The organism is Winogradskyella vidalii, from assembly GCF_013403955.1.
Classification (GTDB): Bacteria; Bacteroidota; Bacteroidia; order Flavobacteriales; family Flavobacteriaceae; genus Winogradskyella; species Winogradskyella vidalii.
The window spans coordinates 129,824-154,345 of record NZ_JABFDG010000007.1 but is presented as its reverse complement, the minus strand read 5'-3'; the positions used below and the strand labels follow the sequence as shown (position 1 = coordinate 154,345).

Here is a 24,522-nt window from a genome sequence, read left to right as displayed (position 1 = left end):
AACCAAAACTATAGTGCTAAAAACCAGACATAAAGCAAGCTTACACAAGATTATCAATCTGACAAAATAAGTATTTGATATTTATCTTCTTATACAAAAAACAATTGCAATATTAAGAAAACGATAAATATTTAGTTTTTAGATACTTATATATAGATTTATGCGTGTTTCTTTTATATTTTTGTAGGGTACTTAAATTAATTATTATGGCAATTAAAAAGCAATATCTAAAAAGTAAACCTATTTGCAAGGTCACGTTTACTGTGCCTGCAGAAGAAGCAAAAAGTGTGGCCGTTGTGGGAAGCTTTAACGAGTGGAATACTAAAAAAGCTACAAAATTAAAAAAACTAAAAAGCGGTGCTTTTAAAGGAACTATTGATTTAGAAAAAGATAATTCTTACGAATTTAGATACCTCGTTGATGGTACATCTTATCTTAACGATGATGAAGCTGATGAGTTTGTTTGGAATGAGTATGCAGGTGCTGAAAATGGCATTATCAAATTATAAAACTATTCCTATATGATATAAAAAAAGCTTTCCAATAAACTGGGAAGCTTTTTTTGTTACTCAGTTATTCTAAAAACAATAGGCAAAGAGTAAGGTACTATAACTGGTTTATTTTTAAAATAACCGGGTCGCTTTAGCTTAGGCATTTTGTTTATTACACGAATAGCTTCTGCTTCTAAATCTCGGTGTGGTCCTCGTGCTCTTACATCTGAAACCTTTCCTTTCTTATTAATGTTAAATGACACATAAATACGTTTTACCCCTTTAGAAAGACCTAATTCACTTGCAAGATTAATATTAAAGTTATTTGCAATAAATTTAGAGACCTCACCATTCATACATTTTAAAAGCTCTTCATTTTTTAATTTTCTATTACATCCTTTATAAACTGGTGCTTTATCTATAATTGAAAATGGAATTATCTTTGGTTCATAACCGACTAAAGGTATAATTGAATCTTTAGTTCTATCTAGGAAATAACCAAATATACTACTTATACTTATCGCTACACCTTTATTATAAGTGTCCAAAACGGGTTTTACTTTAGGTATGGAATCTAATAAGCCTTTCATACTTTGTTTAGATTCCGTGTTAGGATTTGTTATTAAGGAGTAATCTTTTACTATAGTTCCAAATTCATCATAAAGAATACTTATAGGCACTGCGATTGTATCTCTTTTAGCCAAATAAAAAATAGAATCTTTATACGTTTTATGATTCAATTGTTTTCCAATAAGCTCCTGAAGATTTATCTCGTAGCATTTTTCTTTGTCTTCAGCAGTATCGCAACCATCAAAAATAACATAAGGTCTACTATAAACTTGTTCAATGGCATCTGTTTGCGCCCAACTAAACGGCATTAATGTTATTAATATAATCGTAAATAATACGGATAATTTCATAACATCTAATTTAAACAGCCACCTTACCTTTAATATGTGGATGCGGATTATAATCTACCAATGTAAAATCTTCAAATTTAAAGTCAAAAATATCTTTTACTTCTGGATTTAAAATCATTTTAGGCAGTGGTCTCGGTTCTCTAGAGAGTTGTAATTCTAGCTGCTCTTTATGATTATTATAAATATGGGCATCACCAAACGTGTGAATAAAATCACCGGCTTCGTAACCACAAACTTGCGCCATCATCATGGTAAACAATGCATAAGACCCAATATTAAAAGGCACACCTAAAAAGATATCCGCACTACGCTGATAGAGTTGGCAAGATAATTTTCCGTCAGCAACATAGAACTGAAAAAAGGCATGGCAAGGTGGCAAAGCTGCTTTTCCATTAGCCACATTTTCAGAAAATGACTTTGAGGTATCTGGTAAAACCGAAGGATTCCAAGCAGAAACTAACATTCTACGGCTGTTGGGGTTATTTTTAAGAGAACTTATCACTTCTTTAATCTGGTCAATATCTTCACTAGCCCAATTACGCCATTGATGACCGTAAACTGGTCCAAGGTCACCATTTTCATCAGCCCATTCGTTCCAAATTCTTACCCCATTTTCATTGAGGTAGTTGATATTGGTATCCCCTTTAAGAAACCAAAGCAATTCGTATATAATAGACTTTAAATGTAATTTCTTGGTGGTTACCATCGGAAAACCTTCGCTTAAATTAAAACGCATTTGGTAACCAAAAACACTTTTTGTGCCCGTACCTGTGCGGTCGCCTTTATCATTACCTTCTGCTAAAACGTGTTTTACTAAATCGTGATATTGTTTCATAACATTTCCCACGAATATGGGAATCTCTTTTAATTAAACTTAAATATAAGTGTAAATTACTGATTAGATTTTCAGTAAGACTTGAAGCGAAAATAAAGAAAAAGCATTAAATTTAATCTCTGATGTTTTAAGTATTTTTATAATCTAATATTTCTTTTTGTTGAACTATCCAATAATCATCCCTGCAATAGTTGCAGAAATCAGAGATGCTAGTGTACCTCCTATTAAAGCTTTCATTCCAAATTTAGATAATTGAGTACGCTGCCCTGGTGCTAAAGAACCAATGCCTCCAATCTGTATACCAATAGATGCAAAATTAGCAAAACCGCATAACATATAGGTCGCCATAATTATAGATTTCTCATAAGTAAGGTGTGTTGCACTAGCAGCATTTTTTAAATCTGCTAATTGAATATAGCCTATAAATTCACTCGCCGCTAATTTAATTCCTAACAGCTGTCCCATCAACGCCATATCTTCAGAAGCCACACCGATTAACCACATTAAAGGTGCAAATAAATAGCCTAAAAGGAATTCTAATGATAAGCTTTCATAAGGTGTATTTTTATCAATAATTTCATTAAGCGATGTAAAATGCCAATCGAGATTTAAAGTTTCACTCGTAAAACCATCAAAACCAGCAACACCTCCCAATATGCCATTTATCATGGCAATAAAAGCAACAAAAACTAGTAACATTGCACCAACATTAACTGCTAATTTTAACCCTTCTGTTGTTCCGTTAGCAATAGCTTCTAAAATATTAGACCCAATTTTATCTTGAGAAACAGCGACTTCTGTATTGATATCTTCCGTCTGAGGAAATAATATTTTTGAAACCACAATTGCTCCTGGTGCAGCCATTACCGAGGCCGCTAGTAAATGTTTTGCATAAAACAATTGTAAAGCCTCATCTTCGCCTCCTAAAAAGCCAATGTATGCTGCTAAAACAGCGCCTGCAACGGTTGCCATTCCGCCTATCATTACAAGAAGAATTTCGGACTTATTCATTTTCTCTAAATAAGCCTTAATTAGTAATGGCGCTTCGGTTTGTCCTAAGAAAATATTACCGGCTACACTTAAACTTTCTGCGCCAGAAATCCCTAAAACCTTAGACAATAACCATCCCATACCTTTTACAACTTTCTGAATTAATCCTAAATAGAATAAAACAGAGGTTAATGCTGAAAAGAATATAATGGTTGGCAAAACTTGAAAAGCAAAAATGAAACCAAAAGATTTTATATCTAACATCCCTCCAAACAGAAATTCACTTCCTGCTTGTGTAAATCCTAGTATAGCGATAAAGCCTTGCCCTACAACTTCAAAAGCTGTTTTAACAAAGTCAATTTTTAAAACACCTATAGCGATAATCAATTGGAAGAGTAATCCAATACCAACCGTTTTCCAATTAATCGCTTTACGGTTACTACTAAACAAAAAGGCTATAAAAATTAAGGTGAACATCCCTAAAATTCCGCGCCATAAACTGTTTATAGAAAACCCTTGGTTTGGTATTATTTCTGCCTTAGGTGCCTCTGGAGTAACTACAATTTCTTTTTCCTGAGCTATTAAATCGAAACGCATTTCATTTCCAGAAAAAACCAATGTCGAATCTGTAAGTTCTGTAATTTTATAGCGTTTAATGGAGTTAAGCGAGTCGTTGTGATACAATACCAATAAGTTATTTTGGTACATATAATCACCTTGAAGGTTATTTTCTGAAGTTGAAGAAAAATTAAATTCTCCTTTATCAAATTCTAAGGTATGGTAACCCATCTCAGAAGTTGTTGACTCCCATGTTTTTTCAAGTTCCTGAGCTGTTATTGTTGAAAGGCCAATAAAAATAGCAAGAAACGTCTTGAAAAACTGATTCATAAAAAGTAAAGTTATTAATTAACGTTTAGAAATTTCGTCTCTTAGTTTGGCTGCCATTTCATAATCCTCATTATTTACGGCTTCATCTAAGAGATTATTAAGTTCCTCAAGAGATTTGTCTTTATAGCCTTCTTTTTCGACTGTAGCAGCTTCAATTTCTTCAACGATAAGGTCATCAACCAAAATACTATCTTGCTCTTCCTCATCTTCTTTCTTAGGATTCACTTTAAGGTAAATACCTGCTTTGTCTAATATATTTTTATACGTAAAAATTGGCGCCTGAAAACGCAAAGCCAAAGCAATAGCGTCACTAGTTCTGGCATCTATAATTTCTTCAATTTTGTCGCGCTCACAAATTAAACTCGAATAGAACACACCATCTACCAGCTTATGAATAATGACTTGTTTGACAATAATATCGAATCGATCAGCAAAATTTTTAAATAAGTCATGGGTAAGTGGACGTGGCGGACGAATTTCCTTTTCTAAAGCAATGGCAATAGATTGGGCTTCAAAAGCACCAATTACTATAGGTAATTTGCGGTCGCCATCAACCTCATTAAGTATTAAAGCGTAGGCACCATTTTGGGTTTGACTGTATGAAATGCCTTTGATATTTAAACGAACTAAACTCATATATTAAACAATGTTATCCGATAAAAAACTTAAGACCGCTTTACTTTTAGAGCTAAGAACCAAGACTTGATTCTAACTACCAGAAATACAGATGTAATTTAAAAGAAACATGTCTTTAAAATTATCTCAAAAAAGCAATGTGTCATATAAAAGTTATAAAATCCTTATTTTTTAAGAACTTTTGAAACTAAGCTAAATTTAATCGGACACTACTAATTATTAAATCAAATTTCTCATCCTATTCATTTTAGATGAGATTACCTCATTTACTTTTCCTTAGAAAAGGGTATAATTCTAGTATCAGAATTACAATAAAGGCAAAACACAAAGAACTGTTTAAATTTAGACTTTACCAACTGCTTTTTACAGATTTGGATAACTTCCGTTATACTTTCGATAAAAAGCAAGTGAATTAAGACGTTTTAATTGAAACATTTTTTGCTAATCCTAAACCAAAATATTGGAATTGAATTTTAAAGGTAATAAAAAAATACCTCTAAGCAAGCCTAGAGGTATTGAACTTAAAATCCTATTAAAAAAAGCGATTTTCTATTTATTATTATGTAAGTAACAAACACGTAAAAAAAGCGGTGTTACCACATTTTAAAACCGTTTCACTTATGCGTTTGCAGCTTTAAAAGCTTTTAATTTTTCAATAAGTTTGGGCACCACTTCAAAGGCATCACCAACAACACCGTAATCTGCGGCTTTAAAGAAAGGCGCTTCGGGATCTGTATTGATAACTACTTTTACTTTTGATGCATTTATACCTGCTAAATGCTGTATGGCTCCAGAAATTCCAATAGCAATATATAAATTAGAAGCTACTGGTTTTCCGGTTTGCCCAACATGTTCACCATGTGGACGCCAACCCAAATCTGATACCGGCTTAGAACAGGCTGTCGCAGCTCCTAAAACTTCGGCAAGCTCCTCAACCATACCCCAGTTTTCTGGTCCTTTAAGACCTCTTCCTCCAGAAACAACGATTTCAGCATCTGCAATACTAACTTTGTCCGTCGCTTTATCTACCGACTCTACAGTAACACCTGATTCTGGTAATGTAGGCGAAAAGTTTTCTACTGAAGCACTACCTTCAGATTCTACTAAACCAAATGAGTTATTAGATAAACCAACAATCTTAACATCTGTAGTAAATTCTGTGTTGGCAAAAGCTTTATTTGTAAATGCTGAACGTTTTACTGTAAGTGGTGACACACTTGATGGTACCTCAACTACATTAGAAGCGTAACCCGCTTCTAAACCAACCGCTAACATTGGGGCCAAATATTTGCTATCAGCACTAGAACTTAATACCACTACCTTTGCATCTTCTTGCTTTGCTGCTGCTTCAATTAACGCTGCATATTTCTTAGCATTGAAAGCTTCTAAACTAGTATCTTTAACCAAAAGTATTTTTGACGCACCGTAATTTCCAAGTGTTTCAACATCATTGGCATTAACAGCAATAGCAGTCACTGATGTATCCATCTGATCAGCTACAGCCTTAGCATAAGACACAACTTCTAATGCTGCTTTTTTTAATTTTCCGTTTTCGGATTCTGTATATACTAAAATTGACATAATTTTATATTTGTATTTTTTTTCCTAAACTCAATTCAGGAACTTAATATTATTTTCTTTACTTCATGAGATTCCGAAACAACACTTTGCCTGTGCGCAGTGTAACTATTCGGAATAATTTAGCTGAACTAAATTACTTTTGCTTCATTATGAAGTAAGTTGACTAACTCGTCTATACTATCGGCATCTACTAATTTAACTGCACCTTTAGGCGCTGGCTTTTCAAAACTTACCGCTTTGGTTTCGGCACTAACCTCTGTAGGCTCAACGACTTTTAATGGTTTTTTACGCGCCATCATAATACCTCTCATATTTGGAATACGAAGATCACTCTCCTCAACCAAACCTTTTTGACCTCCTATGACTAAAGGTAAAGAAGTACTTACAGTTTCTTTACCACCATCAATTTCTCTAACAGCTTTTGCACTTGTACCATCAACTTCTAAGCTAATACAATTAGTTACAAAATTAGCATTAGCCATAGCTGCCAACATTCCTGGCACCATAGCACCATTATAATCAATAGATTCTCTACCTGCAATCACCAAATCATAACCACCTTCATTAACCACATGAGCTAATTGTTTTGCTACGGCATAACCATCAGTCGCTGGTGTATTTACTCTAATTGCTGAGTCTGCGCCGATAGCCAAAGCTTTTCTTAACGTTGGTTCAGTTTCAGCACCTCCTACATTAACCACATCGACACTTGCGCCTTGTTTTTCTTTAAACCACATGGCACGTGTGAGACCAAACTCGTCATTAGGATTAATAACATATTGCACTCCATTGGTGTCAAATTTAGTATCGTTTTCTGTAAAATTAATTTTTGAGGTTGTATCAGGTACATGACTAATACATACTAATATTTTCATATAAAAATGATTTATTTTAAACGTCTTTATTCTTGGTTACGAATATAAAAATAATATTCTTAAATTTACTATGCATGCATAACAAATTTAAGAAAAACTCAATTTTAACGATTCATATTGTTAATTTTTCAAAAATTTAAAGGTTTTTTGTTGATTATTGACATTTGACACCTTAGTGAAATATAATCCAGTAGAGAGATTTGAGATATTTATACGGTTTTCTTCAAACAAAATAGGCGAAATAATTGATTGCCCAGAGGCATTATAAACCTCTACAATTACCGATTGATTATTTGGGTTTTCCACTTGCAAATAGGGATTCCCTTCAATTTCGAAAATTTTTAGATTTTGAAAATTCTCGTCTTTAACTGACATTGTGTTTTCTTGAAACGTTAAAAAGTCTGTAGCAAAAAACGTATTCTCTCTTTCAATAACAAATTCTCCTACGTTTCCTGTATCTATATCTATTTTAATATTACCGTAATTATTACCATTATAACATCCGATATCGAAAACGGAGAATAATGTGCTCTCAAAATCATAACAAGACTGAGAATAATCAACTAGTGTTGTAGTTCCGGGTTCAGATTCCCATAACTGAAGCGTATTATCTACTGTCTCAAAACCATAATCAGCACCACCCTTGAGATGTATTGAAAAAGAATTTCCACAACTAGAATCATCAAGAGTCTCAGCATGCATTGTATCATTTTCAGCATCATATTCAAAAGTTATTTCAAGTTGAAAATCATCAGGAATATTTTGCTCATCTTCAGGACACCCATTTCCTGTTTCTGAAGAATCAGTACAAATCTTCACAAGAGAATAAGTATTACCATCTAACAAATTAACTAAAGCAGAACTGATTGGTGTAAAAGGATAAGGCTCTATAATGTAATCGTTAGGAGAAACATAATTGTACAAATCATTAATAAGTGCTCTGTTACCATGTACAATATTGTAATATTTAATTAATTCGCCATCGGGATTAGAATTTGGATAAGCTTGATAAAAATCATAAATACTGTATTGGTTATAAATATCAGTGATGTTTTGATCTTGATGTGTTAGTGTAACTGTACCATCTGCATTATTTGAGACTGACGGTACATCTTCTATTGATTCAATTTTAATATAATCCATTTGTAACGCACAAAGGATAGTTTCTTGAGCATTTACAAACACGGAAATTAAAATAAATAAACTTATAAAAATGTATTTTTTTTCTCTCATAATTAATGATAAATTGATGATGATAACAAGTTACAAATATTTTCATTTTAGCACCGCAAATAGTAGTATTATATTGTTTATAATTATTATTTTTGCTACACGATTTATTCAAAAAACAAGAACATGAAGACAATTCAATTTAGAGAAGCTATTTGCGAGGCCATGAGCGAAGAAATGCGCAGAGATGAAAGCGTTTATCTTATGGGTGAAGAAGTAGCAGAGTACAACGGCGCATACAAAGCATCTAAAGGTATGTTAGATGAGTTTGGTGCTAAGCGTGTTATTGACACACCAATTGCAGAACTTGGTTTTGCTGGTATTGCTATTGGATCTACAATGACAGGTAATCGACCAATTGTAGAGTATATGACGTTTAACTTCTCTTTGGTTGGTATTGACCAGATTATAAATAACGCTGCTAAAATTAGACAAATGTCTGGTGGGCAATTTAAATGTCCAATTGTATTTAGAGGACCAACAGCTTCTGCTGGCCAGTTAGGAGCAACGCACTCACAAGCTCTAGAAAATTGGTTTGCAAACACACCAGGTTTAAAAGTAATTGTTCCATCTAACCCTTATGATGCCAAAGGCTTATTAAAAGCTGCCATTAGAGATGACGATCCCGTTATTTTTATGGAAAGCGAGCAAATGTATGGCGATAAAGGTGAAGTACCTGAAGGGGAATATGTATTGCCTATTGGAGTTGCTGAAACAAAACGAGAAGGTACTGATGTAACAATCGTATCTTTTGGTAAAATTATAAAAGAAGCTTACAAAGCTGCAGACGAGCTAGAAAAAGAGGGTATTTCTTGTGAAATTATTGATTTACGTACCGTACGTCCGTTAGATAGAGAGGCTATTTTAACCTCTGTTAAGAAAACAAACCGATTAGTTGTGCTAGAAGAAGCATGGCCATTTGGAAACGTATCAACAGAAATTACTTATTTAGTACAATCGGAAGCTTTTGACTATTTAGATGCACCAATTGTAAAAATAAATACTGCAGATACACCTGCTCCATACTCGCCAGTATTACTAGCGGAATGGCTACCTAATAGCGACGATGTTGTTAAAGCGGTAAAAAAAGTAATGTACAAATAAATAAATTGCAGTTTTCTGCGTTTAGTAAACTTCATCAGTAACCAAACTAACATTTTGCATGGTTATTGATGAAGTTTGTTTTTTTAATATGAGATTACAACTATTCATCCCTTTTATATTTTTAGGATTTTTATCTGCACTAGCACAGACAAAGGTTAGCGGACACGTATTTGATGAAAATAACGTCCCTATTCCTTTTGCCAATGTCATATTTAAAGGCTCTACAACAGGAACAATTACTAATGAAGATGGTAAATTTTACCTTGAGTCTGATGAAAAATGGGATATATTAACCGTATCTTTTGTTGGTTTTGAACCCCTTGAAATATCACTTACCAAACGCGTTAATTACGACTTAGAATTTATACTAAAAGAGGAAGCTTCTTCTTTAGATGAAGTCCTTATTGTTACCGGAAAACAATCTAAGAAAGCTTCAGAAAATCCTGCCATTAGAATTCTAAAAAAAATCTGGGAACGCAAACGACAAAACGGCTTAAGTCAGTTTGACCAATACGAATACGACCAGTACGAGAAAGTAGAATTTGACCTCAACACAATAGACAGTACCTTAATAAAGAGTAAATTATTTAAAGGTATGGAGTTTGTTTTTGAAGAAGTAGACACCTCTAACGTCACAGGAAAAACCTATTTACCTATTTTTTTAAATGAATCTGTAAAAAAAATAGCAGGTGATAATATTCTTAATAAAGAACATGAAGATTTAATAGGTAATAAAAACTCTGGTTTTAGCAACAACCAAATCATTATAGATTTTATAGACGATTTATACTCTGAGTATAATGTTTATGATAATTATTTAAAATTTTTCGACAAGAGTTTTGTGAGCCCTTTAAGCCGAACAGGGATTCAAACTTATAATTACGTTTTATCCGATAGCGCCTATATAGATAACAAATGGTGTTATAATATTATTTATTACCCTAGGCGTAAAAATGAATTAACCTTTAAGGGCGACTTTTGGGTGAATGATTCCACTTATGCCATTAAAGAAATTAATCTTCAAGCCTCTAAAAGTGCCAATATAAATTGGGTTAAAGAAATTTACATTGAACAAGAGTTTGAAGTTCTAAACGATTCACTATTCCTAATTAAACGCGACTATTTTCTTTCCGACTTCGCGATGAACAAAAAAGAAATGTCGCGTGGGGTGTATGGGAAGCGAACCACGATTTATGATAATTATATATTTGACCAACCTAAAGACCCAAAATTCTACGATAAGGTCGTTTATAATTACGAAGAAGACATCTACAATAGGGAAGACGAATTTTGGGAGAGCAACAGACTAGAAGCCTTAAATAAAGACGAAAAAGGCGTTTATAAAATGTTAGACACGCTTAAGACTGTTAAAAAGTTTAAGCGTTTGTATAACCTCGGAAGTATCCTTGCCTCAGGCTATATTGAATTTCCTAGCCTAAATTTAGATTATGGTCCTATTTTTTCAACCTTTGGTTATAATGAAGTTGAAGGTGTTAGAATCCGAACCGGTGCACGGACCTATTTTGGTCAAAATGATTTATGGCGACTCGAAGGTTTTTTAGCCTATGGATTTAAGGACGATAAATTTAAATATGGTATTTCTGGTAAGTGGCTAGTAGATAAACGCTCTAGATTCACATTATTTGGTGGTACCCGGCGAGATGTAGAACAAATCGGTGCTAGCCTAACAAGTTCTACTGATGTTTTAGGACGTAGTTTAGCATCATCAGCCGTTATTGGTACAAGTACAAATGACAAATTAACCAATATTAATTTAACTAGTATTGGGGCTTCTATTGAACCATTCAGAAATTTAGAAATTCGTATTGACGGAAGCTATCGTACATTAAACTCGGCATCACCAACCTTTAGTTTAGATTATATTGATGAAGAATCTCCAACAGGGATTTCGTCTGAAATTAAACAATTTGAATCTCGCTTATCATTATCTTATTTCCCTAAACGTCAGATGACTGGTTTTGGAGTGGAGCGAAAAAATAAAAATGATAATTTTGCGACTTTATTTGCACAAGTTAGTCGTGGAGACCAAGATTGGTTTGATAGTGATTTTGACTATACCAAACTACAGTTTTCTTATATCCAACCTTGGCAAGTTGGCGGTTTTGGAAGGCTAACAACTTCAATTGAACTAGGAAAAACTTTTGGTGAAGTGCCACTAGGTTTACTTAGTGTGGTCCCTGGAAACCAAAGTTATTTTTCAATCTACAACACATTTCCGCAATTAGATTTTTACGAGTTTGTAACTGACACTTATAGCTCTATGCATTTAGAGCATAATTTTAATGGACGGATATTCTCGCGTATTCCATTCTTAAAAAAATACAACCTGAGAGCTATTGTTGGTTTAAGAGGCGTTTGGGGAGAATTATCTGAAGAAAATAGAGCACTTAGTCTTACAGGAGTAAATCCGGTTGAATTCCCGCTAGTGGCACCAGACACACGTTTATATTATGAATACAGTTTTGGTGTTGCTAATATTTTTAAAGTATTACGACTCGATTTTAATTTTAGAGGTAATTATCTAGACCGGCCAAATGCAAGACCTTTTGGCGTTACAGGAAGTTTTGGGTTTTACTTCTAATAAATTCATACAAAAAGCTCAGAAGACAGATAGCGATCGCCACGGTCGCAAATAATACAAACTACAATTCCACTTTTTAATTCTTTTGTTAATTTTAAAGCAGCAGCAACAGCGCCTCCACTACTCATCCCTGCCAAAACCCCTTCTTCTTTCGCTAATCGTCTGGTCATTTCTATAGCTTCCTCTTTGCTAACATCAATCGTTTGATCCACTCTAGAAGCATCAAATATTTGTGGTAGATAAGCTTTTGGCCATTTTCTAATACCCGGAATTTTTGATCCCTCTGTAGGTTGTACACCTACAATTTTAACCGCCTTATTTTGAGCTTTCAAAAATGTAGAAGTACCCATTATAGTTCCCGTAGTTCCCATTGCAGACACAAAATGTGTAATTGTCCCTTGGGTATCTCTCCAAATTTCAGGTCCAGTAGTTTTATAATGTGCTTTCCAATTGTCGTTATTAGCAAACTGATTAAACGAAAAATAACCTTCGTTTTCTACTTTATTAACTGCATAATCTCTAGCACCCTCTATACCTTCAGGATGTAAAGTCACAGTCGCTCCATAAGCACGCATGGTTTGCACACGTTCTTTGGTAGCGGTATCTGGCATCACAAGTTCAATATTTAGCTTGTAAATACTAGCAATCATAGCTAAAGCAATACCGGTGTTCCCACTTGTTGCTTCAATTAATTTTGAAGACGCATCAATTTGCTTGGTGTCTAGCGCAGTTTTGATCATATTATAAGCCGCTCTATCTTTAACACTACCTCCTGGATTATTCCCTTCAAGTTTAAAATACAAACTCACATTAGGATTGGTATTTAAAGCCATTGATTTAACAATAGGCGTATTTCCAATTTGATCTATTAAGGTCTTATTCATCTTATTTTTTTTGCTTTTGAAAAAATTTCAACTTGATGATTATGCGTCACAATTGAGTTCTCCGGAACAGATTTCGTTAACCAAGTGTTACCACCAATCACACTATTTTCGCCTATAATTGTATCACCACCCAAAATAGTGGCATTGGCATAAATAGTCACATTTTTTGCAATTGTTGGATGCCGTTTACTATTTTGATATTCTTTTTTTACGGTAAGCGCCCCCAGAGTGACCCCTTGATAAATCTTAACATTGTCATGAACCTCTGTCGTTTCACCAATTACAACACCTGTTCCATGATCAATAAAAAATGAAGCGCCTATATTTGCCCCAGGATGAATATCTATACCGGTAATTGAATGCGCATATTCTGTCATCAATCTTGGTATTAAAGGAAGGTTTAACTTATAAAAAACTCTCGCCATTCTATAAATTGAAATGGTAAAAAATCCAGGATAGGCTAAGTATATTTCCTCAATAGATTGCGAAGCAGGATCATTGTTATAAATGGCTTCGGCATCTTTCCTCAAACTTTCATATAAATCCGGAATTTGATCTTTAAAATCAGACCAGCGTTTACAAGCTTTGCCTTTTACCTGTGGACAAGCCTTATCTCTTACCGACACAAAAAGCGTTTCTAACTCTTCTAAGGCTTGCTCGGAATTAGTATCGCTATCATAAAAGGCTTTAAAGAGTAACTGCGTAAAATATTGGCATTCGGCCTTTAAAGTCATGGAAATCTTAATGGTTTCCTTATGTTGATTAATGACTTTGATTAGGTTTGAATTCATACTAAAATAGCTTATTTAAATGTCGAATAACGATTTATAACATTACAGATGAAACGAAATTAATGAAACAAATTGAACAAGAAAAGAAGAGTACATTAATAATTGGTATGTTTCATCGTAGGAAATTCAGATGAAGAGTAACTTTAAAAATAAATTATCATTTCCTATTAATACTTAAGCCTTATAGAGCTATCTCAAAATAATTAACAAACAGCACCCAGAAAAGTCACCAACTATAAACAGCTTAAACTCAAAAATAATTAATTGCTTAACTCGTACAATATATTATCTTTGTTAGACTTAAATATTTAACAGAGACTATAATAATAGTTCTAAATAAAATTGAACTCCAAAATATAATTTAAAACATGTCAGAATCAAAAGAAGATTTAACTTTCGATGTATTAATCGAAATACCTAAAGGAAGCCGTAATAAATATGAATACGATTTCACTTTACACAAAATTAGGTTTGACCGTATGCTTTTTTCATCTATGATGTACCCTGGAGATTATGGATTTATTCCAGAAACATTGGCTTTAGATAGTGACCCTTTAGACGTTTTAGTTTTAGGTCATCAACCAACCTTCCCAATGGTGGTTATGGAAGTAAGACCAATTGGTGTATTTCACATGACTGATGAAAAAGGTCCTGATGAAAAAATTATCTGTGTACCAGTTTCTGATCCAATTTGGAGTAACAACAGAGATATAAGTGATTTAAATCCACATAGACTAAAAGAAATTGAACACTTTTTCCGTGTCTATAAAGACTTAGAAAAGAAGAAAGTTGATGTTGGTGATTGGGGAAATGCAGAAGAAGCTGTAGAGATTTATCATGAATGTGTAAAACGCTACGATGAAAGCGAACACAAAAAGAAACGCACTTTCACGATTTAATATCCAGATTTAAGAATAAAGAATATTTTACCTTAAAAATATTAAAAAAGCAATATCAAGCAATTGATATTGCTTTTTTCGTAAAAATATGTTTCATTTCACTACATTTACCTAGTTAAAAAATAATCAAATTAAATACATATAATATGGGATCACTGGTGATATATATGCCAATTGCATTGGCACTTTTAGGGTTAATCTATATGATTATAAAACAATCTTGGGTCATGAAACAAGATGCAGGAGATGGTAAAATGAAGGAAATATCAGACCATATTTACGAAGGTGCTCTTGCCTTCTTAAATGCTGAATATAAATTACTCGCTATTTTCGTTGTTATTGTAAGTTTCTTATTAGCTATTGTTTCATTCGTAGTTCCAACGACGCATTGGTTAATTGTTGTAGCGTTTATTTTTGGAGCTGTTTTTTCTGCTTTTGCGGGAAACATTGGAATGAAAATCGCCACCAAAACTAATGTTAGAACTACCCAAGCGGCACGTACGAGTTTACCGAATGCCTTAAAAATCTCTTTTGGAGGTGGTACTGTAATGGGACTTGGTGTTGCAGGTTTAGCGGTTCTTGGCTTAACAGCATTCTTTATTTTTTTCTTTTGGTTCTTTATGGGAAGCGAATGGACAAATACCATGGACATGACCATAGTTCTAGAAACCTTAGCTGGTTTCTCTCTTGGAGCAGAATCAATCGCCTTATTTGCTAGAGTTGGTGGTGGTATTTACACTAAAGCTGCCGATGTTGGTGCTGATTTAGTGGGTAAAGTAGAAGCTGGAATTCCTGAAGACGATCCTCGTAACCCTGCGACTATTGCAGATAATGTAGGTGATAATGTGGGCGATGTTGCTGGTATGGGCGCTGATTTATTTGGGTCTTACGTAGCCACTGTTTTAGCTGCCATGGTACTTGGAAATTATGTTATTGAGGATATGGGAGGCGCAATCTCTGATGCTTTTGGAGGTATTGGCCCTATTTTATTACCTATGGCTATTGCTGGCGCAGGAATAATTATTTCTATCATCGGCACCATGTTGGTTAAAATAAAAAGTAATGATGCTAAAGAAGCGCAAGTTATGGGCGCTTTAAATGTTGGTAATTGGACGTCCATCGTATTAGTTGCAGCTTCTTGTTTTGGTTTAGTCACTTGGATGCTACCTGAAACCATGCAAATGAATTTCTTTGGAGAAGGTTTACAAGAGATTTCTTCAATGCGTGTATTCTACGCGACCTTAGTTGGTTTAGTTGTAGGAGCTGTGATTTCTTCGGTTACTGAATACTATACAGGATTAGGAAAAAGTCCGATTTTAAAAATCGTACAACAATCTTCTACAGGCGCAGGAACAAATATCATCGCTGGTTTAGCGACTGGTATGATTTCTACATTCCCTTCTGTTTTATTATTTGCAGGCGCTATTTGGGCGTCTTATGCTTTTGCTGGGTTTTATGGTGTGGCATTAGCTGCTTCAGCAATGATGGCGACCACAGCAATGCAACTAGCCATTGATGCTTTTGGACCAATATCAGATAATGCTGGTGGGATTGCAGAAATGAGTGAACAAGAACCTATTGTTAGAGAACGTACAGATATTTTAGATTCTGTTGGTAACACAACAGCTGCCACCGGAAAAGGTTTTGCTATTGCATCTGCTGCACTAACCTCTTTAGCTTTATTTGCGGCCTATGTTACCTTTACAGGAATTGACGGTATCAATATCTTTAAAGCACCGGTTTTAGCCATGTTATTTGTTGGTGGTATGGTGCCTGTTGTTTTTTCGGCATTAGCGATGAACGCTGTTGGAAAAGCAGCCATGGAAATGGTACACGAAGTCCGTCGTCAGTTTAAAGACATCCCTGGTATTATGGAAGGTACAGGAACACCAGAATATGATAAGTGTGTTGCTATTTCAACCAAAGCATCTTTAAAAGAAATGATGTTACCCGGTTTATTAACTATTGGATTTCCTCTAGTGATTGCATTTGTTCCTATGATTTTTGGAATGGAACCTTTAGCTATTGCTGAAATGTTAGGTGGCTATATGGCTGGTGTTACTGTTTCTGGAGTGCTTTGGGCAATCTTTCAAAATAATGCTGGTGGTGCTTGGGATAATGCTAAAAAATCTTTTGAAGCAGGCATTGAAATTAATGGTGAAATGACTTTTAAAGGTTCTGAAGCCCATAAGGCATCTGTAACTGGAGATACCGTTGGTGATCCCTTTAAGGATACCTCTGGACCTTCAATGAACATTTTAATTAAGTTAACCTGTTTAATCGGTTTGGTTATTGCTCCAATATTGGGAGGCCATGCCGAAGAAACTGGTTTGGCAAATAACGAAGATATTAGCATAGAAACAACTGTACACTCTAAAGATTTAGCTAAAGCCACGGTTAATTATACCACTATAAAAGAAGGTAAAAAAACGTCTGAGGTTATTATTTTTGAAGGCACACAGGCCGAAGTAGAAAAAGAACTAAACGCTTTTGAAGCATCAGTAAAAAACGAAGCTACAGAAGTAATAAAAGTGATTGAAAAAATAGATATCACAAAAAACTAAACTTTATAAAAATACCATTTTTAAACCCCTCAATATGATTTAACATGTTGAGGGTTTTCTTTTAATAACGTTTAAACAGTAGGAATTTCTAGAATTAAATTGTTGTATAAGTAAGACATAAACAATCAAAATAAGACCAACATGAAACGTATTAGCAAATTCCCCAAATTTATTTTTCTAATTCTATTTTCAATTCTCTCGTTTACATCTTGCCTAAAAGATAATGATGACAACTACTCAGGCGGTGGACAGCAAGAAACGATTCCTGATTCATTTTCAGAATATTTTGGAAGTGAAATATCTAGAGATTTCTTAGGAACAATTATCGACAAACATCATAACCCAATAGAAGGTGTTCTAATCACTATTGGTGATGACACAGCACTAACCGACAGCAACGGGGTATTTTTGATTAATGATGCTACTGTTAACGAACGGTTTGGCTACATTAAAGCTTCAAAAGCAGGTTACATTCATGGTTCCCGCAATGTGGTGCCATCTAATGGTACCAATAAAGTTACCATAATGCTATTGGAAGCGACAGTAACAGGTACTGTAAATAGTGGTTCTGCAGGAAACATTTCATTGGCTAACGGAAGTTCAGTAGACTTTGATGGTAATTTCATTAAAGAAGATGGCTCTGACTATTCTGGTACTGTAAATGTTATTGTACATCATTTAGATCCTGTTGATGACGATATGGAATTACAACGCCCAGGTATGTTGTATGCTCAAAATAGCGAAGGTGCCGAACGTATGCTACAAACTTTAGGAATGTTAGCCGTAGAATTACGAGGAAGTGCTGGAGAAGAACTGAACTTAGCAGAAGGCTCTACATCCGAAATTAAAATGTACGTTGACCCAAGTTTAATGGCTATTGCTCCTGCAACTATTCCGCTTTGGTATTTTGATGAAACTAAAGGCTATTGGATTGAAGAAGGTGAAGCAACATTAGAAGGCAACATGTACGTAGGCACAGTATCTCATTTCTCATTTTGGAATTGTGATATACCTGCGGAAGCCATTACACTGTGTATTTCAGCTAATAATGACGAAAATAACCCTCTTAATAATCTTTGGGTAAGTATTACAAGTGCCACTTTTGGTACTACACATGGTTACACCAATGAAACTGGAGACGTTTGTGGTTATGTACCAAGCAATGAAAGCTTAGAACTTAATGTGTATAGTTATGATTTTTGTGGAAGCACTCCGCTTTATTCTGAAATGATAGGTCCATTTTCAACAGATTCTAATATTTCTATAACAGTACAAGAGAGCTCAGACATTATAGAAGAAACTATAGTAGGAAATTTTAATACTTGTGATGATAATGCGGTGACCGATGGCTATGTGCAACTGAAGTATGGTGGTCAAACATTTATAGATGGCGTAAATGATGGCACTTTTGAAATAAGCCTATTACGTTGTGAAGACGACAATACGTTTAAAATAAAAGCAAGTGATTACGTAAATCTTCAAACTACAGATAGTATTAGTTATACGTTTACGACACCGTTAACAAACATCGGAACTATAAGTGCCTGTAATGCTGTTACAGAATTTATTCAATATAGCATTGATGATGGCGACTTAACTTATATTTTAGATAATATAAATGCTGAATTTTACCCTGACTCACCTAATTATAATGGACCAACTCTCAATATTAGTGGATCTAGTTTAAACTGCTTTTATATGTTTGGGACTATAGACGAAACAACTTATGAAGGCACCTATGCCAATTATGACTGGAATGATATTGACGATAGCACCACTGGTTTTAACATTCAAGAATGTATTGATATGTCAAATACTAATAACAATATTACTTACAACCTAACGTCTCTTGGTGAAGTTGGTGAATATATTGATATTAATTTTAGTGGTTCTTATGAAGATTATGATGGTAATCCACATTCAATAACAGGTGTGGTTCATGTTTTAAGAGGTTTATAACCTCAACTTTTATCAAACACAAAATAGCCTTGTATTCATAACTATGAATGCAAGGCTTTCTCCTTTATAACTATAATCTTGTTAATACCCTATAGACATTCAATTAATAAAAACAAATCTTCAATCTTAAATCTTTTAACGAAGCGGTTGATGTCTTTTTCCTAAAGCGTATACGTCAACCTAAACGTAATAAAACGAGGTAAAATAAACGTTTCAGAACTATAAACTGAAATATTATTAGACCCGTTATTAACCTCAGAATCTATATTCAATAAGTTGGTGGCTTTTAGTTGGTATTCCCATTTAGCATCTTGGTCTTTTCTGTAAGCTAAACTGGCATTCCATGTTTGGTAAGATTGTGTATCATTAACATTACTACTTTGACTAGTGTATGAGTAATCCGTTTTAAAAGTTAAAGCTTTCCATATATAGGCATCAAATTCAACTGAAGGCGCATTGGTGATAAATTGTGTTTCATTATCATCACCTTGTTTAGTATCAGACACACTAAATCTATACTGTAAACTTACATTAGGCGCTTCTCTAAAATTAGTACTTAATCCAGGTGTATAGGTTTGAGAAAACGTCTTATTTACAGATCTTACATCTTGAACAAACTGATTACTCTTGCTGTAATTATAACCTACACGCATGCTTGCTCTCAATTTACCATAAGTCCGTTGAATACGACCACTAGCCGTTACACTTTCATCAGCAAAATTTGAATTAAAATATGTATTCGTTCTAATAACATTATCAAAATTAGTAAAAGACCGTATTTGATCAATGTTCTTATTATAATTAAGAAATGCAAAAACATTAGTATAGTTAAATAAGTTAAAACTAAAGTAACGCAAGTTTAGGTTGTGCGATAATGAATTCTGTAAATTAGGCTCACCATATTGAAGACTGTTATAACTATTTAAAACGAGTCCTTCTGCTAAACTCGTTACATCTGTAAATGAGTTTTGCATATTATAACGGAATGTTAGGCTTTCACTCTTTTTAAACTGAATTTGTGTTTCAAAATCGGGTAATATTCTGAAGAAATTATCTTCATAAGTTTCACCAAATTGTGTGTTTTTATTTCCGTAAGCATGAACTGAGAATCCTGGAGTAATGGTGAATTTCCCCGTTTTTAATCGGTAATGAAAACCAAGGTAAATATCACTAAAGTTATATTCTGTATCATTTTCATTTCGTAATACATCACCTTCCTCATTAGTTAAACTTGGTGTTGGATCAAAGAATGAACCGTCATCTAAAAACTGAAATATATTTGAGTTGAATTTTTGATTACTCAAAATAGTCCCTAAAGTAAAATTGATATTACTTTTTGAATTCAAGATATTATAGTAATCTAATTTCGCATCTAATTGATTCGACTTTACACGACGTTCTTGATTCAAGTCATATGTTAACTGATTTAAATCTAATCCCAATTCACCTGCTGTATTATCAAAAGCATCTCTATTTTCTGGGTTAACATCGTTATTGTTCGTCGGGTCATTTACTAAAACTGCATTATAAAACGGATCTTCATCTTTTATTAAGTGTTGCGCTTCAAATGCAAAAATATTATTCTCATTTAGTGTGTAATAGTAATTCACATTCTGATTAATACTAAACGGTTTTGCTTCATCTAACTGTGTTGTGTTTCCTACTACTGAAGAAAATTCATTTTGCATTTCAGAATCATCAGAAATACGGGCCAAAACATCATAATTTAATTGATTACTAGCATTTGGTTTATAACTGGCACTTAATTTTGCTAATCCCTGATTGGTAGCTTCTCTACCTGTTTGCACGGTTTCTTCGTCAGGAATTCCTAATTCTGGATTTGTATAACGTACAAAACTTTCTTGTCTTGTATTTAATCGATTCGCATTATAAATTAAAAATCCACTAAGATCTAAAGCTTTATTTGGCGAATAACTAAAATTAACAGCGCCTAATTTAGATTCAATAGATTGTGAGTCACTAAGATTAGTTAGACCGCCCAAACCATTATCTCCAAGATTAAGACTTGTACCACTACTAGCACTTGGACGTCTAAAGCCACCACCAAAATTCCGAATATCTCTACCGGTTAATGCCACTTCGCCAACATTATTTATATCACCAATAACATTAATACTATATTTAGGACTGTAATAAAATAATTTTGGTTGTACTAAATACAAGTTGTCGTTTGGTGAGGGAGCTACACCTCCACCTGCTGTAACATCACCAAACCAAAAGTTTTCTTTACCCTCTTTTAGTTTAATATTTATGGCAACGTTATCTTCGTTATTTTGAACACCACTTAATTGTCCAACTTCAGCGTAATTACGTAACACTTGAATTTTATCTACCGCATTAGAAGGGATGTTTTTAGTCGCTAATTTAGAATCCCCATCAAAAAAATCCTTTCCGTTAACCATAAGTTTGGTTACCTCTTTACCTTCAACTTCAATCTTTCCTTCAGAGGTGATTTCTACACCTGGTAGTTTTTTTAAGACATCTTCAAGCTTTCGTTCGGTTCCACTTTTAAAAGAGTCTGCATTATAAATTAACGTGTCTCCTTTTATAGTCACTGGCATTTCATAAGTAATCTCTACAGCATCAAGCATGTTATCAGAAAGCATTTGAAAGTCTTTAGTGATATCTACTTCTTTTGTTTCTAAAGTTTCATCAACCGATTTTAAACCAATATAACTAACTTGAATACTATAACTTCCATTTTTACCTAATGAGATAACGTATTTTCCGTTAGCATCTGTAATAGCATAGGATTCTAGAGTATTAGATGCTTTATTTATGGCAATAACATTTGCTAGTTCTAAAGGCGAACCAATACTATCTTTAACAATCCCTTGCAGTTTAATTTGAGCAAAAGAACTCATTACTACTAAAGTAAATAGTAGTGCTAAAATATTTTTCATATAATTTGATTATGGTAATCTGTTAAATGCTTTTTTTATTGAAATGTCCTTTAAGGATTTTAGAATTACGGTTTAATTTCGACCTCTTCTACCGCCTCGTCCACCACGACCACCATACATTTCGCGCATTTCTTCCATTTTTTTGGTAGTAATTTCAATGTATTCTTCTTGGGTGACTTCTTCTCCTTTTTTAGGCTTTTCAATAGTTTCTTTTTCTGCCGGATTTAATACAATTTTTGTACAAAGAATAGTTGTACGATCGGCATTGACTTCTAAAATTAAACCTGGCAAGCCCCAATAATCATCAGGACCTTGGTTAACGGGTATTTGAGGTGTATACCAAGCTACAACTTCTATTGTTTTTGGTGCAGCTTCTTTGGAATCTGTAGAATCATTTTCTTTTTCATTATTGTCTCTACCTCTTGGGCCTCTAAAACTTTGAAAATCAAATCCACTAGGCTCAACAGTTGCTGTGGCTTTAAAAGCCATGTATTGCCCAATTTGTTTGGTTTCCTTACCCATTTGCCATGTTATCGATTTTAATTCGTCTTTCACTAAAAATTGTTTACCAAAAAACTCTTGATCTTGAAGCAATTCTTTGGTTTGTATATTTTTATATTTTGGTCCAGCAGCCATGCTTCCTCCAAAACCTCTTCTTCCACCACTGCCTGGCGCTTCAAGTTTTTCTTCTTCTTTATAAATAGATTCAGATTTAGTGAATGTTAAGGTATATTCCTTTTCTAAAAAACTCTTCATACGTTCTTGAATTTGTTTTTTACGTTCTGCACTCATGTCTTGTCCTCCAAACTGATCTAAATCCATAGTGGTCTTAGACATGTAATAGGCTTTTCCCTGAAAGTCGTCTTGTGCAAACAAGTGCGTACTGGTAAAAAGCACGGTAAACAACAACACAATTTTAATTGGTAATTTATTCATCTTTAAGTTTCTAGTTAAAAATAGCAACCATTATCGGTTAATCTTATGACCATTAGACTCTACAGATGAAGAAAAGTTATATGACGTTTTGTTAAACTTGTGTTAAGAAAATTAACCACCAATTGAAATATGAATTGCACCATCATTAGCCCCGCTACGTGGTGCATAGCGCTCCAACATTTCTTTCATTTTCTTATCCATAATAATATCGTATTCAGACTGGGTCACTTCTTTTCCTTTATCAGGTTGTTCAATCGTGATTTTATCGTCTGGGTTAATTACTATTTTACTACAAATTATAGTTAAATCACCGTCATGAATTTCTAGTATTAGACCAGGCAAACCTTGATATTTAGCAGGGCCATTGCTTACCGGTATTTGTGGCGTATACCATGCTGTAACGGTTCTTACTTCTATAGCTTCATCAACTTCGCTTTTTTCCTTATCCTCTTTAACATTACTAAAACTATATTTTTCTTTTGGTATCTCTTTGGTATACGTTGCTTTAAAACAAAGGTATTCCCCAATATGTTTAGTATCGGATTCTAATTGCCACTCAATCTCAACAATAGAATCTTTAATTAAGAATTTTTTCCCCATGGTTTCCTTGTGATCTATATAGTTTTTCTCTTTTATATTTTTGTAGAATATATCCGAACCACTATTACCTAAAGACATCTGAATGCCACCACCGACTTGTGGTTTTCCTAATTCAGCTTCTTGTTGGTACAAAGACAAATGTTTATCAAACGTTAATAGGTATGTTTTTTGAAACTGCTTTTTCATCATTTCCATCATTTGCTTCTGCATAGCATCATTCATTTTGGTGCTATCCATTTTAATATCAAAAGCGCGATGTGTTTTATATGTCGCTACGCCTTGAAATTCTTGGGCTTTAACTAACGAGACTAACCCTAATAATATAAAGACTAAAATTCTAGTAATGATTATCATTATTTACTGTTTTTTAAATTATAAAATTTCAATGCTGTAGACTTCATTTTTTTAATGTTCCCTATAAATTTTTCTTTCTCATTTGAGTTTCCTACTACAGAATAAGTCATGGATCCCTTAAGATTGTCTTTAATTTCTGAGAAACTACAATGCAAGGTAAAACGCAACGCTTCGTTATCACCTAACGTGTTAAATAACGTTGTTAAATCAGTTTCGGTAAAAATAGATTCGAGATCTTTAACGGAATCAACAGTCACCTCAATACCAATGCTGTCAACTTTAATTTGTTTGTTTTCAATTTTAGATTGACTAAACCCAACGGTAAAAATTAATAACACTAAACATGTAAATACATTTTTCATTATGATAAGTTTTTTTGATTATTACCCTACAAAGGTGGCCACACAAAGTCATCTTTTAGGTTAACTTGTGTTAACGAGTGTTAACCGATAAGTTATA

The 24,522-nt window shown here is 33.8% G+C and carries 19 protein-coding genes; 6 read left to right on the top strand and 13 right to left on the bottom strand.

Going from position 1 to position 24,522, the window contains the following annotated elements; all coding sequences use genetic code 11:
* The first annotated feature begins 206 nt into the window (after positions 1-206).
* Complete coding sequence (locus tag HM982_RS15375) at positions 207-509, top strand: isoamylase early set domain-containing protein (protein ID WP_179354225.1); 303 nt, start codon at positions 207-209, stop codon at positions 507-509.
* A gap of 56 nt (positions 510-565) precedes the next feature.
* Here the strand turns inward: HM982_RS15375 and HM982_RS15370 are convergent, their stop codons facing one another.
* The 7 genes from HM982_RS15370 to HM982_RS15340 all read right to left on the bottom strand — a co-directional run bounded on the left by HM982_RS15370 (position 566) and on the right by HM982_RS15340 (position 8,449).
* Positions 566-1,411: an energy transducer TonB gene (locus HM982_RS15370; protein WP_179354224.1), complete on the bottom strand. Its 846-nt coding sequence runs from the start codon at positions 1,409-1,411 to the stop codon at positions 566-568.
* A gap of 10 nt (positions 1,412-1,421) precedes the next feature.
* Positions 1,422-2,246 carry a thymidylate synthase gene (locus HM982_RS15365; RefSeq protein WP_179354223.1) on the bottom strand — a complete coding sequence of 275 codons (825 nt, stop codon included), beginning with the start codon at positions 2,244-2,246 and terminating at the stop codon, positions 1,422-1,424.
* 165 nt (positions 2,247-2,411) lie between these two features.
* The gene (locus tag HM982_RS15360; protein WP_179354222.1) at positions 2,412-4,124 is read right to left on the bottom strand and encodes a NupC/NupG family nucleoside CNT transporter; all 1,713 of its coding nucleotides are present in this window, start codon (positions 4,122-4,124) and stop codon (positions 2,412-2,414) included.
* A gap of 18 nt (positions 4,125-4,142) precedes the next feature.
* Positions 4,143-4,760, bottom strand: coding sequence for a bifunctional nuclease family protein (locus HM982_RS15355; RefSeq protein WP_179354221.1), 618 nt, complete (start codon positions 4,758-4,760; stop codon positions 4,143-4,145).
* A gap of 618 nt (positions 4,761-5,378) precedes the next feature.
* Positions 5,379-6,341 carry an electron transfer flavoprotein subunit alpha/FixB family protein gene (locus tag HM982_RS15350; RefSeq protein ID WP_179354220.1) on the bottom strand — a complete coding sequence of 321 codons (963 nt, stop codon included), beginning with the start codon at positions 6,339-6,341 and terminating at the stop codon, positions 5,379-5,381.
* Between the two features lie 128 nt (positions 6,342-6,469).
* Positions 6,470-7,216: an electron transfer flavoprotein subunit beta/FixA family protein gene (locus HM982_RS15345; RefSeq protein WP_179354219.1), complete on the bottom strand. Its 747-nt coding sequence runs from the start codon at positions 7,214-7,216 to the stop codon at positions 6,470-6,472.
* A gap of 120 nt (positions 7,217-7,336) precedes the next feature.
* Positions 7,337-8,449 (bottom strand): T9SS type A sorting domain-containing protein, encoded by a 1,113-nt coding sequence (locus HM982_RS15340; protein WP_179354218.1) that lies wholly within the window; start codon positions 8,447-8,449, stop codon positions 7,337-7,339.
* A 123-nt stretch (positions 8,450-8,572) separates the two neighbouring features.
* Here HM982_RS15340 and HM982_RS15335 point away from each other — a divergent pair, with 123 nt between their 5' ends.
* Both HM982_RS15335 and HM982_RS15330 read left to right on the top strand, forming a co-directional pair.
* Positions 8,573-9,550: a pyruvate dehydrogenase complex E1 component subunit beta gene (locus tag HM982_RS15335; RefSeq protein ID WP_179354217.1), complete on the top strand. Its 978-nt coding sequence runs from the start codon at positions 8,573-8,575 to the stop codon at positions 9,548-9,550.
* Between the two features lie 88 nt (positions 9,551-9,638).
* Positions 9,639-12,152 (top strand): DUF5686 and carboxypeptidase-like regulatory domain-containing protein, encoded by a 2,514-nt coding sequence (locus HM982_RS15330; RefSeq protein WP_179354216.1) that lies wholly within the window; start codon positions 9,639-9,641, stop codon positions 12,150-12,152.
* A 5-nt stretch (positions 12,153-12,157) separates the two neighbouring features.
* Here HM982_RS15330 and cysM read toward each other — a convergent pair whose 3' ends face one another.
* Both cysM and epsC read right to left on the bottom strand, forming a co-directional pair.
* On the bottom strand, positions 12,158-13,036 hold the full coding sequence (gene cysM, locus HM982_RS15325; protein ID WP_179354215.1) for a cysteine synthase CysM: 879 nt from the start codon (positions 13,034-13,036) through the stop codon (positions 12,158-12,160).
* Complete coding sequence (gene epsC / locus HM982_RS15320) at positions 13,033-13,827, bottom strand: serine O-acetyltransferase EpsC (RefSeq protein ID WP_179354214.1); 795 nt, start codon at positions 13,825-13,827, stop codon at positions 13,033-13,035. Before epsC ends, cysM begins: the two co-directional genes overlap by 4 nt.
* A 368-nt stretch (positions 13,828-14,195) precedes the next feature.
* On the opposite strand from epsC, the gene HM982_RS15315 reads away from it, so the two are divergent.
* The 3 genes from HM982_RS15315 to HM982_RS15305 all read left to right on the top strand — a co-directional run bounded on the left by HM982_RS15315 (position 14,196) and on the right by HM982_RS15305 (position 19,249).
* A complete protein-coding gene (locus HM982_RS15315) occupies positions 14,196-14,726 on the top strand; it encodes an inorganic diphosphatase (protein WP_179354213.1) in 531 nt (176 codons plus the stop codon).
* 146 nt (positions 14,727-14,872) lie between these two features.
* The gene (locus tag HM982_RS15310; protein ID WP_179354212.1) at positions 14,873-17,290 is read left to right on the top strand and encodes a sodium-translocating pyrophosphatase; all 2,418 of its coding nucleotides are present in this window, start codon (positions 14,873-14,875) and stop codon (positions 17,288-17,290) included.
* Between the two features lie 141 nt (positions 17,291-17,431).
* Positions 17,432-19,249 carry a hypothetical protein gene (locus HM982_RS15305; RefSeq protein WP_179354211.1) on the top strand — a complete coding sequence of 606 codons (1,818 nt, stop codon included), beginning with the start codon at positions 17,432-17,434 and terminating at the stop codon, positions 19,247-19,249.
* 161 nt (positions 19,250-19,410) lie between these two features.
* Here the strand turns inward: HM982_RS15305 and HM982_RS15300 are convergent, their stop codons facing one another.
* From HM982_RS15300 to HM982_RS15285, 4 genes are all read right to left on the bottom strand, one after another.
* Positions 19,411-22,173, bottom strand: a complete 2,763-nt coding sequence (locus tag HM982_RS15300; RefSeq protein WP_179354210.1) for a TonB-dependent receptor — start codon at positions 22,171-22,173, stop codon at positions 19,411-19,413.
* Positions 22,174-22,245: 72 nt separating this feature from the next.
* Positions 22,246-23,109: a GLPGLI family protein gene (locus HM982_RS15295; protein ID WP_179354209.1), complete on the bottom strand. Its 864-nt coding sequence runs from the start codon at positions 23,107-23,109 to the stop codon at positions 22,246-22,248.
* Between the two features lie 111 nt (positions 23,110-23,220).
* Positions 23,221-24,063, bottom strand: coding sequence for a GLPGLI family protein (locus HM982_RS15290; protein WP_179354208.1), 843 nt, complete (start codon positions 24,061-24,063; stop codon positions 23,221-23,223).
* Entirely contained in the window at positions 24,063-24,425 is a 363-nt protein-coding gene (locus HM982_RS15285) for a hypothetical protein (protein ID WP_179354207.1), read from the bottom strand. The genes HM982_RS15290 and HM982_RS15285 overlap by 1 nt, the downstream gene beginning before the upstream one ends.
* Positions 24,426-24,522: the final 97 nt, after the last annotated feature.